The following is an 11,882-nucleotide window of genomic DNA, read 5'->3' as shown; positions in this document are numbered from 1 at the left end:
TGTCTTCAGCAATGATCAATAAAGGTTTGCCAGTGCGGGCGATTTGCTCGAGCACAGGCACCAAATCTTGCACTAAACCGATTTTCTTATCGGTAAGCAGGATGTAGGGCTCATCGAGCACTGCTTCCATGCGCTCGGTGTCGGTGGCGAAATAAGGGGAGATATAACCCTTATCGAAACGCATGCCTTCGGTAACCTCCAATTCGGTGGTCATCGATTTGCCTTCCTCGAGGGAAATAACGCCCTCTTTGCCAACTTTATCCATGGCATCGGCAATCATCCGACCCACTTCTTCGTCGTTACCGGCGGAGATGGAGCCCACTTGAGCGATTGCTTTGCTATCGGTGATGGGCTTGGCTAGCTCTTCGATTTTCTTAACAAGAAACTCGGAAGCTTTGTCGATGCCACGCTTAAGGGTGATGGCGTTTGAACCAGCGGCAACGTTGCGCAAACCGGCTTTCACCATGGCGTGAGCCAGCACCGTTGCGGTGGTGGTGCCATCGCCTGCGGCATCATTAGTTTTGGAAGCAGCCTGACGGATCAAAGCCACGCCGGTGTTCTCGATGTGATCTTCGAGTTCGATCTCTTTGGCGATCGTTACGCCGTCATTAATGATTTGAGGGGCGCCGAATTTTTTCTCAAGCACCACGTTGCGGCCTTTAGGACCGAGGGTTACGGCAACAGCCTCAGCGAGGATGTCGATACCGCGTTCGAGAGCACGACGTGCTTGCTCGTTGTAAATAATGCGTTTTGCCATGGGTTCAGTGGTTACGGGTGGGAAACAAGGTGAGGAAACTAGGTTTTGTCCTTAGGACACAACTGCAAGGATGTCCTTCTCGCTGAGCAACACAAATTCGTCACCGCCGAGCTTGATGTCGGTACCGGCGTACTTCGAATAGAGCACCTTGTCGCCGATGCTCACTTCGGGGGTTTGGCGGGTGCCGTCGTCGTTGTGCTTACCAGGACCCACTTGCACTACTTCGCCAACTTGAGGCTTTTCTTGAGCGGTGTCTGGTAACAGGATTCCACCTGCTGTTTTCTCATCTGAAGCGGAAACTTTGATAAAAATGCGGTCACCGAGTGGTTTAACGGTGGAAACGCTGAGGGATACGGCAGCCATGACGTCTGGTTTTTGCTCTCAGGGCGTGGGGTTTGGGCGATGCGCAGCGCAGTTAGCACTCTCACCGCTTGATTGCCAACTTAGCCGTGAAACCGCGCGAGTCGCAATTGCGATCATGGGACGGATCTCCGAACCACTTCATTAGTTAGCCGCTGCGGTGGTAATGTTTGCCAGCCTGAGAGGCTTAGCCTTTCCGCCCTAACGCTTCTAAACATGGCAGCTGCAGCAACCGCCACAACCGGCGCAAAAGGAATTGTTCGCCAGGTGATTGGACCTGTACTCGACGTTGAATTCCCAGCCGGTAAGTTGCCGCGCATCTTTAATGCTTTAAAAATTTCCGGTACCAACAGTGCTGGGCAATCGATTGCTCTCACTGCTGAAGTTCAGCAATTGCTCGGTGATCACAGGGTTCGCGCCGTTGCGATGAGCACCACCGACGGGCTTGTGAGGGGGATGGAAGCTATCGATACCGGCGCTTCAATCTCTGTACCCGTTGGCGAAGCAACCCTCGGTCGTATTTTCAATGTTCTCGGTGAACCTGTTGATGAGCAGGGTCCAGTTGCCACTGATCTCAGATCACCTATTCATAGGCAAGCTCCAAAACTCACAGACCTTGAGACAAAGCCAAAAGTTTTTGAAACTGGCATCAAGGTTATCGATCTACTTGCTCCATATCGCCAAGGTGGCAAGGTTGGTTTGTTTGGTGGTGCTGGCGTTGGAAAAACAGTTCTTATTCAAGAATTAATCAACAACATTGCCAAGGAACATGGCGGTGTATCAGTATTTGGTGGTGTGGGCGAGCGCACCCGCGAAGGCAACGACCTCTATCAAGAATTCAAAGATTCAGGCGTTATCAACGAAGAAGATCTAAGTAAATCAAAAGTTGCTCTCTGCTACGGCCAAATGAACGAGCCTCCAGGTGCTCGTATGCGGGTAGGGCTTTCTGCTCTCACCATGGCTGAGCATTTCCGTGATGTAAACAAGCAAGATGTTTTGCTTTTTATTGATAATATTTTCCGCTTTGTACAAGCCGGCTCCGAAGTGAGCGCGCTACTTGGGAGGATGCCTTCTGCTGTGGGCTATCAACCCACCCTGGGCACCGACGTAGGCGAACTTCAGGAGCGCATCACCTCCACACTCGAGGGTTCAATTACCTCGATTCAGGCGGTTTACGTACCAGCAGACGACCTCACCGATCCAGCCCCCGCCACAACTTTTGCTCACCTTGATGCCACCACGGTGTTGAGCCGCGGCCTTGCTTCTAAAGGCATCTATCCAGCCGTAGACCCTCTCGATTCCACCAGCACCATGCTCCAGCCCGCTGTAGTGGGAGACGAGCACTACCGCACAGCAAGGGCGGTGCAGTCCACCCTGCAGCGCTACAAAGAACTGCAAGACATCATCGCCATTCTTGGCCTAGATGAACTTTCCGAGGACGACCGTCGCACAGTTGATCGGGCCCGCAAGATTGAAAAATTCCTTTCCCAACCCTTCTTTGTAGCTGAAGTATTCACTGGTCAATCCGGAGAGTACGTAAAACTTGCAGACACCATCAAGGGTTTCCAGATGATCTTGGCTGGTGAGCTAGATGATCTTCCCGAGCAAGCCTTCTACCTCGTTGGCAACATCGAGCAAGTGCGCGCTAAGGCCGAAAAGCTTCGTGCCCAAGCAAAAGCTTGATTACCGCTTTCACCCCCTGAGGCCTAATTTCAATGCCCCTAACTTTGCGTGTGCTTTGCCCTGATCAAAGCGTATTTGACGGCTCCGCTGATGAGGTAATACTCCCTAGTACCTCTGGTCAAATGGGGGTATTGCCTGGTCATATTTCCTTGCTAACAGCCCTTGATGTTGGTGTTTTACGCCTAAGAGAGGGCAGCAAATGGACATCCATCGCCCTAATGGGTGGCTTTGCTGAGGTGGAAGCAAATGAAGTGAATGTGCTTGTTAATGGTGCAGAACCCGCCAGTTCCATTGATGCAAGCACTGTTCAAGCGGAGTTAGATGCGGCTCAGCAGGTTGCTAGTGGTTTCGAAACTAAGCCAAATAGCCCTGAAAAGTTCAAAGCTCAGCAGGCACTGCTTAGAGCTAAAGCGAGAGTTCAAGCAGTTAAATAGTAATCTGCTGTTTCATTTATAAAAAAAGCACCTTAAGTATAAATAACTCTAGGTGCTTTTTAAATAGGTTCTTCAGATATCAGGCGGTACCGCAGAAGGTAACTTCAGGGAATTTCAGTTTTGCTTCATCCAAGCCCTTACCTTTACCTTCCTCTTGCCAATAGTTAATAACTTCAGTGGCTTTATTGAGAATTTCAACTCGCTCATTTTCAGTGATCCAACTTTTTGCTTCCACCACACCTTTTAGTGTTTCCCAAGCATCTTCTCGAGGCCAAAAGAAATAAGCCGTAAGCGGGCTGGGGCCGCCGCCAACGATTTGATCAACCGCCAACGCAACGTTATCGGGCAACCAAAGAATCTTTAGTAGAAAGCGACCTTCATCAGCCTTGGGGGTGTATCCGGAAGGAACCCCATCAGCATCAATGGTGGACTTAGCCAAAATAGCGTTGGCACTTTTCATGCCACTGGGCTTTTCAATAACCTCTTCTGGGGTTACTTCTGCCGTTACTTCAGCTATTTCAGGGGTGGCCTCCAAGCTGGCTTTTGTGGTGTCGGATTCTGTCACGGTGGTGGTTTCTAGGCTCAAAAGTTGAGAGGCAACAAACCTGGCACTGCAGGTAATCAACTATTTTACCAGCCACTCTCCAAGCTCCTATCGCCACCACAGCCCTACTGCTATTCGACATCGATGGAGTGATCCGCGATGTGGGCGGTAGTTACCGCAAGGCTCTTGCTGAAACTGTTCACTACTACAGCGGATGGCGGCCAGACCCCCACTGCATCGATGCTCTTAAAAACGAAGGAATTTGGAATAATGATTGGGATGCCAGCTTGGAGTTACTACGCCGCCAGGGGGGGGCTTTACCAACCCGTCAAGATTTAGTAACTGTTTTCAGTAATTTTTATTTCGGTGCCAACCCAGATGCTGCCTCAACTCAATGGCAAGGCTTCATCTGCGGCGAAACTTTGCTGCTGGATGCTGCTTTTTTTAAAGAATTAACTGCCGCTGGGCTGATGTGGGGGTTTGTTAGCGGAGCTGAACCACAATCCGCCCGTTATGTGCTCGAGCATCGCCTTGGCTTGCAAAATCCACCCTTAGTAGCGATGGGGGATGCCCCCGACAAACCAAACCCCGAAGGTTTAATCAAGTTGGCGAGCACCCTGATGGAATTGCACGGCCCCTGCCCCCTTGGCCCTGGAGCCCCACCTGTGGCCTACCTAGGCGACACCATTGCTGATGTGCGCACCGTGGTGAATGCAAGAGCTGCAATTCCAAAACAACGCTGGATCAGCTTGGCCGTAGCTCCACCACACCTGCATTCAGATGTAAATCAACAAGCTCGCAACAACTACGAAAACCTATTAAAAAAAGCCGGAGCAGATCAAGTGCTCACTAAATCCAGTAGTTGCCTTGAGGTGATGCTTGAGCTCAGCCAGTCTTTTCCATATCAGCAGTTGCCTTGAGAGCAGCAGCGGAGAGCACTTCGCCACCGCTTGCGCTTACCGCCACGTCATCTTCGATGCGAATCCCAATACCTTTCCATCTCGCTTCGATTTGAGGTTGGCCATCGGGCACAGGTAAGCGGTCGCTCACATAAAGACCTGGCTCCACCGTGAGCACCATGCCCTCCTCAAGCGTTACGGGATGTTCCCCTAACCGGTAGGCCCCTACGTCGTGCACATCAAGGCCAAGCCAGTGGCCCGTGCGATGCATGTAAAGGTGCCGGTAGGCCCCTTGCTCAATCAAGCCATCCAGATCTCCCCGTAGCAAACCAAGGCTGCGCAGCCCTTCCACCAAAACTCTCACAGCGGTTTGATGAATATGTTCAGCACTATTACCAGGCTTCACCTGCTGCAATGCCGCTAGCTGAGCCGCTAGTACCAAGTTGTATAGCTCCCGCTGCTCTGGGCTGAAGCAGCCATTAATCGGAAAAGTGCGGGTGATATCACCGTTGTAGTGATCCTGCAGGCTGCATCCAGCATCAATCAATAACAAATCTCCATCACGCAAGACCCCGTTATTGGCGGTGTAGTGAAGGATGCATGCGTTATCACCTCCAGCCACAATCGACGGATAAGCGCAACCGCGGCCGCCACTGGCCACAAAATGTTGCTCCAAAAGGGCCCGCACCTGCATTTCATTCATGCCTGGTTGCACTGCCGCCCGCGCCAACTCATGGGCTTCAGCGCTGATTCGAGCCGCTTCCCGCAGCCTTATTAATTCCTCTGGTTCCTTGCGAAGGCGCATTTTGTGCAGGATTGAACATGGGGCCTCCAGACGATTTGCCCCCTGTCCGCGCCTTGGGGCGCGATCTAGTTGCTGGGCCCAACACTGCAACAGCAAAGTTTCAAGGGGGCCATGGCGACCAACCCGAAAACTCAAGCCTTCAGCCCCTTCCAAATAACCAGGAAGCAACTCATCCAACTGCTCTAAAGGGTGGGCGAGATCGGCACCAAAATGAGTTACGGCCCCTTCCACCCCCCAGCGAAAGCCGTCCCACACCTCTGCCAAGGGATCCTTGGCTGGCACAAACAAAACAAAGTGGTTTGCAGCCCTATGGGGCAAGAACAAAGCAACGGCACCTGGCTCATCAAATCCAGTGAGATACCAGAAATCACTGTCTTGCCGAAAGGGGAACTCCACATCGGCGTGATGGCGTTGAGCTTGAGCAGCAGGTATTACAGCGGCGAGGCCCCCAAGGGCTGAAAGGAACTGCTCACGCCGCTTGGCGTAGTTAATCGGCACAGTGAATCTCTCAGCCCTTGGGGCAGGCGGTTAAATAAGTGTGTCAGCTTGGCCTGCCCTCTGGGTTTCTGTGAGCGATTTTCTCGTTCTTGCTGGATTGGTAGTGGTAGTGGTGGGAGGTTCCGGCCTTTGCTCTGGCGTGGAGGCAGCGCTTCTAACGGTAAATCCCCTCAAGGTGCACGACATGGTGGCCAAGGGGGCTCCTGGTGCCTTGCTGCTGCAGAGGCTCAAAGGGCGCCTGCCAAGGGTTTTAGCCGTATTGGTAATAGCCAATAATCTTTTTAATATTTTTGGCAGCCTCATGCTCGGCGGCTACGCCGCAGTGGTTTTCAAAAACAACAACTTGGGCGGAGAAGCACTAACAATCTTTTCTTTCGCACTCACCTTTGTGGTGATCCTGTTGGGAGAGATCCTGCCCAAGGCTTTAGGCACCCGCATGGCAGTGGGTATTTCGCTAGTAACAGCACCTGCCGTTGCGCTGATGGTGCGCCTTGGCACCCCATTAATCCTGTTGCTGGAAACTGTGATGCCAGCCCTCACCGCTGAAAGTGAACTAACCACCGATGAAGAAGAGATTCGTTTGTTAGCAAGGCTTGGCTCTCAAAAAGGTTTAATCGAAGCCGATGAAGCCGCAATGATTGCCAAGGTATTTCAACTAAACGATCTAACAGCAAGGGATCTAATGCTGCCTCGGGTGTCTGCCCCAAGCCTCAACGGCCATTGCCGCATCGAAGAACTACGCGATATTCTGCTCAGCCAAGAATCGCCTTGGTGGGTGATTTTAGGGGAAGAGGTAGATGAAGTACTTGGTGTTGCAAGCCGCAATGATTTGCTTACCGCCCTGTTACAAGGCCGAGGCAATGCCACCGCCGCAAGCCTTTCAAAACCGGTGGAATTCGTGCCGGAGATGATCAGAGCAGACCGCCTTCTCACCAGCTTTCGCCGCCGCTCCGCCTTGATGTGGTCTAGCGATTCAGTGCGGGTGGTAGTGGATGAATTCGGTGCATTTGTAGGTTTAATTGGTGCTGATGCTGTACTGGCTGTGCTGGCTGGCTGGTGGCGGCCACGCAGTAATGAGGTAACAGCCAAGTGAGTGGCGACAGCCTTTCCGGCATTGCTGCCCCGTTGAACCGCTGGCGCGGCCAACTGCAACTAAGTGGCCGGGAGCAGGCATTGTTGGGGCCTGAATTACGTGGATTAGATGCACAACTGGAGCGCTTTAAAAACGGCACCCTGCGCCTAGCTGTTTTTGGCCGTGTAGGCGTAGGCAAAAGCAGCTTGCTAAACGCTCTTTTAGGTGAAGAAAAATTCCGCACTGATGTAGCCCACGGCTGCACAAGAAAACAAGCAACAGCCCCCTGGCCCCATCAAATTTCTGGTTTGGGGCCACTGCTGCTTGTAGATACCCCGGGCATTGATGAAATTGCAGCCCCCGCGCGCCAACGGCTAGCAACCAAGTTGGCAAGTGGTAGTGACTTGATCTTGCTTGTGCTCAACGCAGACCTGAGCAGCCCTGAGCTAGAGGCTTTAGAGGTATTGCGCCGCAGCGGTAAACCCTTGTTTTTGGTGGCAAATGGCGCAGACCGCTGGACCCCCCAACAAAGGGCCGAACTAGGGGATTCAATCCAACGCCGAGCGGGCAAGGAATTGCAACTCATTTGGGTGGCCGCTGCCCCCCGCAGGGCGGAATTGTTAAGCGACGGCCGCGTACGCAGTAAAGCTCTGGCACCAGAAGTGGAACCGTTAAAAATTCAACTACTGGAGTTACTACAAAGGCAAGGCCAGCTTCTCTTAACGGTAAACAGCCTCCATCGCGCTGAAACTTTTAGTCGCCGCTTACTGGAACAAAGGCTCCAGCAAAGACAAAAAGCGGCCCAAGGTTTAATTGGTCGATTTGCCACCCTCAAAGCAGCTGGCGTAGCAATCAACCCATTGGCAATGCTTGATCTAGCCGGCAGTGCTGCCGCTGATGGCGCCCTGGTGCTGCAGCTTTGTGAGCTTTATGGCTTGCGACTCCACAGCCCGCAAACCAAGAAACTTTTGCAACACATCGGCCAAAACAGCGCCTTGCTGGGGGGCGTGCAATGGGGATTACAAGCTTTATTGGGGGGACTAAAACAATTTTTGCTGCTGGCGGCCCCTGCCAGCGCTGGCCTCAGCCTTGCCCCTGCAGCTCCGGTGGCCTTAGCTCAAGTGGCGCTTGCGGTGCACGGAACCCGTAGAACCGGCCGTGAAACCACCAAACAGTTGCTGTTGGCAGCCCATCGCGGCCCCAGTAGACCAGCAGCCCTATTGCGACGACTGCGGCAACTTGAACCGAGTGCCAACAGTTGGTTAAGCCAGCAAGCCCCCTGGTTTCCCAGCCCACTTCCATGAGCGCGAATACTGCAAGCACAGCAAGTGTTGCCCTTTTTGGCACAAGTGCCGATCCACCCACCGTGGGGCACCGAGCGGTTTTACAAGGATTACTGGAGCTATATCCGCTGGTTTGCACCTGGGCTAGTGAAAATCCTTTTAAGCAACATGGAGCCCCGCTTCATGTGCGGGCTGCTTTGCTTGGTGCTGTTGTTGATGAGCTAGCAGCTCTGCACGAGCCGGGCAGATTGCAACTGCGGCAAGATTTCAGCAGCAGTAGGGCCCTCAACAGCCTTAGTGAGGTTAAAAAACAATTTCCCCAACATCAAACAGTGATGGTTGTAGGCAGCGACCTACTAGCCCAAATACCTAGTTGGTATGCAGTGGAGCAGTGGTTACCCCACTGCCAACTAGCAGTGGTACCTCGTTGCGGCTGGCCTATACAAAAAAACGATTTGGAATTACTTGAAAAGCTTGGGGGCAAGCTCAGCCGTTTGGCTCTTCTTATTCCAGAATCCGCCAGTTCCACTATTCGACGCCATCCCAACCCAGAACTGGTGCCCGCCCCGCTGTTACCCCAACTGGTAGAGCAGAATCTCTATGGATTCACAGCTGCCGACCTCCCCTCTCCGTGCGGATTGCCCTGATTCAATGCAATCCCTTGATTGGGGATCTCGCCGGCAATCGCGCTGCATTGGTTGAACATTGCCTTAAGGCCATTGCTTCTGGAGCCAGCCTTGGCCTTGCCCCAGAACTGGCGCTGTGGGGTTACCCCCCTCGTGATCTATTGCTGCAGCCTGCCTTATTGCGGCAACAGCACAAGCAACTTGATCTTTTGGCCAGCGCTTTACCGGCTGGTTTTAATTTGCTTGCAGGGGTGGTGGAACCAGCAGGCAAGCATCTTTTTAACGGGATGGCCTTAATTCAAAAAGACACTTGGCAAGTGGTGGCGCGTAAACAGCTACTGCCGAGCTACGACGTTTTTGATGAACAGCGTTACTTCTTACCTGGCGATCAACCTTGCTGGATAGATCTGAAGGAAACCCCTGGCCAGCGGCCATTGCGCCTCGGTTTAACCCTCTGCGAAGACCTTTGGGTGGGCGAACACTTAGCCAGTAACCAGCCGAATCCAATTACTGCACTTGTCCCCTTTAAACCCGAATTACTTATTAACCTCTCCGCTTCCCCCTATGGCCGAGGCAAACAACAACAGCGGCAAATGCTCGCGGCAGCTGCTGCCCGTGAGTTGCAATGTGCAGTGGTTTATGTGAACCAGGTGGGGGGCAACGATGAGTTGATTTTTGATGGCAATAGTTTTGTGATGGCTGCCAACGGCAACTTATTGCTGCAACTTCCCTGCGCAAAAACAAAAGTGGAGTGCTGGGATAGCGATAGCAAAACAGCAACTTCGCAAATAAACGATGATTATTTAGCAACATATTCATCAACATCAGAACAAGAAGAAATTTGGCAAATATTGGTGCTTGGCCTGCACGATTACGCAAAAAAATGTGGCTTTAGCTCTGCCCTAATCGGCCTCAGTGGTGGGATTGATTCTGCATTGGTGGCGTGCCTTGCAGCCGCAGCTCTAGGGGCGGATCGAGTGCGTTGCGTTTTGATGCCCTCTCCTTACAGCTCCGCCGGTTCCCTTAGCGATGCCGAAGCCTTGGCCCAGCGGCTTTCGCTCCGGCATAGCCAAATATCAATTGCCCCCTTAATGGCTGAGTTCAACCGAAGCCTTAACCCAGCTTTTGGTGGCAATCCCGAGGGGATAAGCGCTGAAAATCTGCAATCGCGTATTCGTGGCACCTTGCTGATGGCTATTGCCAACCAGGAGGGCCAACTACTTTTGGCAACAGGAAATAAATCCGAACTTGCGGTGGGGTATTGCACCCTTTATGGCGATATGAATGGTGGGCTTGCGGTAATTGGGGATTTATTTAAAACCGATGTGTTTGCGTTAGCCGCCTGGCTTGATAGCCCCGCCAGCAAAAAACAACGAGAACTACATGGGCTCCCTTTAGAAGGGCCATTAATCGGCGCTGAAATTCGGGAAAAACCACCCAGCGCTGAATTGCGGCCAGATCAAAAAGATAGTGATTCACTACCCCAATACCCTCTGCTGGATCCGATGCTACGGGAACTATTGGAAAACAATGCCAGCACAGAAGAGTTGATTAGTGCTGGTTTTGATGAAGATCTACTCAAACGCGTGCAAAAGCTCGTGCGCCGCTCTGAATTCAAGCGCCGTCAAGCAGCACCAGTGCTGAAAGTGAGTGGTCGCTCTTTTGGTAGCGGCTGGCGAATGCCAATAGCTGCAGGGGGCTGAAATCAGCACTGGCAATTCAGGCGAAAATTAGCCAGGCTGAATAGAGAGTTAATTTTTCATGATCTCAATTAGCAGCGTAGGCATCCCTCGCGAAATCAAACGCGATGAACAACGGGTGGCCCTCACCCCAGACGGGGTGAGGGAATTGGTATCAGTGGGTTTAGAAGTGCGTGTAGAACACGGTGCAGGCGCCGGTGCCGGGATAAATGATGAAGCCTTTGCCCAAGCGGGTGCCCAACTGGTGGATTGCCAAGCGGCATGGGAAGCCCACCTAGTGGTGAAGGTGAAAGAACCTCAGGAGCTGGAATTTCAATATCTACGCCCCGATTTAGTACTTTTCACCTACTTACATCTTGCGGCGTATCCCAGTGTTGGGAAAGCACTACTGAGCAGTGGTTGCACTTCAATCGCTTACGAAACGGTGCAACTCGAAGATGGCAGCTTGCCCTTACTGGCACCAATGAGCGAGATTGCCGGGCGTCTAGCCACCCAGGCAGGGGCTTACCTGCTGGAAAGACCTCACGGCGGCAGAGGGGTGCTCCTCGGCGGCTGCACTGGGGTAAAACCTGCTCGGGTGGTGGTTTTAGGGGCCGGCACCGTGGGTTGGAATGCGGCCCGAATCGCTGCTGCTATGGATGCAGAGGTGTTGCTTTTGGATCGTTCCCCCCAAAGGCTGCGCAGCCTTGAAGCAGACCGGCGGGGCAGATTGGTGAGCTTGGTAAGCAGCCGCGGCCTAATCGAACGGGTGGTGCCAACTGCCGATCTTCTAATCGGTGCAGTTTTAACTCCTGGTGGTAGGGCCCCCACCTTGGTAGACGAACAATTAGTACAACAAATGAAACCGGGTTCGGTAATTGTGGATGTGGCAATCGATCAAGGTGGTTGTATTGCCACCAGCGAAGAAACAACACACACAGATCCGGTAATCGAAAAATTTGGTGTACAGCATTACGCAGTTGGAAATATGCCAGGGGCAGTACCCTTTACATCTACTGAAGCATTAGTAAGCGTAACTTTGCCTTACATAGTTACAATCGCCGGCCGCGGCCTTACAGAAGCGGTAACAGAAAGACCGGAACTTTTATCAGGTTTAAACACAATCGAAGGTTCTGTATGTCATCCAGGCGTTGCAAAAGCTCTCGGTCTTACACCGAGGCACCCTATGGCTTGCTTGCGATAGCAAGTGGCTTGCTTGCGATAGCAAGTGGCCTATGCAAA

At 52.5% G+C, this 11,882-nt stretch carries 12 protein-coding genes; 8 read left to right on the top strand and 4 right to left on the bottom strand.

Annotated elements, in window-relative coordinates; genetic code table 11:
* A partial coding sequence (gene groEL, locus AC2JC8_RS03245) for a chaperonin GroEL (protein WP_484419979.1) occupies positions 1-757 on the bottom strand: 757 nt, incomplete at its 3' end.
* 51 nt (positions 758-808) lie between these two features.
* Complete coding sequence (gene groES, locus AC2JC8_RS03240) at positions 809-1,120, bottom strand: co-chaperone GroES (RefSeq protein WP_106499325.1); 312 nt, start codon at positions 1,118-1,120, stop codon at positions 809-811.
* Between the two features lie 213 nt (positions 1,121-1,333).
* Here groES and atpD point away from each other — a divergent pair, with 213 nt between their 5' ends.
* Positions 1,334-2,800, top strand: a complete 1,467-nt coding sequence (atpD, locus tag AC2JC8_RS03235) for a F0F1 ATP synthase subunit beta (protein ID WP_484399847.1) — start codon at positions 1,334-1,336, stop codon at positions 2,798-2,800.
* 32 nt (positions 2,801-2,832) lie between these two features.
* Positions 2,833-3,234: an ATP synthase F1 subunit epsilon gene (gene atpC / locus AC2JC8_RS03230; protein WP_484399848.1), complete on the top strand. Its 402-nt coding sequence runs from the start codon at positions 2,833-2,835 to the stop codon at positions 3,232-3,234.
* Positions 3,235-3,313: 79 nt separating this feature from the next.
* Here atpC and AC2JC8_RS03225 read toward each other — a convergent pair whose 3' ends face one another.
* Entirely contained in the window at positions 3,314-3,712 is a 399-nt protein-coding gene (locus AC2JC8_RS03225; protein WP_255131774.1) for a 30S ribosomal protein PSRP-3, read from the bottom strand.
* Positions 3,713-3,888: 176 nt separating this feature from the next.
* On the opposite strand from AC2JC8_RS03225, the gene AC2JC8_RS03220 reads away from it, so the two are divergent.
* The gene (locus tag AC2JC8_RS03220; protein ID WP_484399887.1) at positions 3,889-4,698 is read left to right on the top strand and encodes a TIGR01548 family HAD-type hydrolase; all 810 of its coding nucleotides are present in this window, start codon (positions 3,889-3,891) and stop codon (positions 4,696-4,698) included.
* Here AC2JC8_RS03220 and AC2JC8_RS03215 read toward each other — a convergent pair.
* Positions 4,664-5,980: an aminopeptidase P N-terminal domain-containing protein gene (locus AC2JC8_RS03215; RefSeq protein ID WP_484399850.1), complete on the bottom strand. Its 1,317-nt coding sequence runs from the start codon at positions 5,978-5,980 to the stop codon at positions 4,664-4,666. The genes AC2JC8_RS03220 and AC2JC8_RS03215 overlap by 35 nt on opposite strands.
* Before the next feature lie 70 nt (positions 5,981-6,050).
* Between AC2JC8_RS03215 and AC2JC8_RS03210 the strand changes: the two genes are divergently transcribed.
* The 5 genes from AC2JC8_RS03210 to ald are packed head-to-tail and all read left to right on the top strand — an operon-like array spanning position 6,051 to position 11,844.
* Positions 6,051-7,073, top strand: a complete 1,023-nt coding sequence (locus tag AC2JC8_RS03210) for a CNNM domain-containing protein (RefSeq protein WP_484594189.1) — start codon at positions 6,051-6,053, stop codon at positions 7,071-7,073.
* Entirely contained in the window at positions 7,070-8,356 is a 1,287-nt protein-coding gene (locus AC2JC8_RS03205; RefSeq protein WP_484594188.1) for a GTP-binding protein, read from the top strand. The genes AC2JC8_RS03210 and AC2JC8_RS03205 overlap by 4 nt, the downstream gene beginning before the upstream one ends.
* Entirely contained in the window at positions 8,353-8,982 is a 630-nt protein-coding gene (locus AC2JC8_RS03200) for a nicotinate-nucleotide adenylyltransferase (protein WP_484399853.1), read from the top strand. Before AC2JC8_RS03205 ends, AC2JC8_RS03200 begins: the two co-directional genes overlap by 4 nt.
* Positions 8,967-10,664 carry an NAD+ synthase gene (locus AC2JC8_RS03195; protein ID WP_484399855.1) on the top strand — a complete coding sequence of 566 codons (1,698 nt, stop codon included), beginning with the start codon at positions 8,967-8,969 and terminating at the stop codon, positions 10,662-10,664. The genes AC2JC8_RS03200 and AC2JC8_RS03195 overlap by 16 nt, the downstream gene beginning before the upstream one ends.
* Positions 10,665-10,722: 58 nt before the next feature.
* Entirely contained in the window at positions 10,723-11,844 is a 1,122-nt protein-coding gene (gene ald / locus AC2JC8_RS03190) for an alanine dehydrogenase (protein WP_255131763.1), read from the top strand.
* Positions 11,845-11,882: the final 38 nt, after the last annotated feature.

It is taken from the genome of Synechococcus sp. (assembly GCF_982614295.1).
Note: the sequence above shows the minus strand (reverse complement) of the source record. Positions and strands in the feature narration are given on the sequence as shown.

What these genes read in the sequence shown, in the direction of transcription:
- atpD (WP_484399847.1), top strand. Translation starts at nt 1,334, where the DNA reads ATGGCAGCTGCAGCAACCGCCACAACCGGCGCAAAAGGAATTGTTCGC.
- ald (WP_255131763.1), top strand. Translation starts at nt 10,723, where the DNA reads ATGATCTCAATTAGCAGCGTAGGCATCCCTCGCGAAATCAAACGCGAT.
- AC2JC8_RS03200 (WP_484399853.1), top strand. Translation starts at nt 8,353, where the DNA reads ATGAGCGCGAATACTGCAAGCACAGCAAGTGTTGCCCTTTTTGGCACA.
- atpC (WP_484399848.1), top strand. Translation starts at nt 2,833, where the DNA reads ATGCCCCTAACTTTGCGTGTGCTTTGCCCTGATCAAAGCGTATTTGAC.
- groES (WP_106499325.1), bottom strand. Translation starts at nt 1,120, where the DNA reads ATGGCTGCCGTATCCCTCAGCGTTTCCACCGTTAAACCACTCGGTGAC.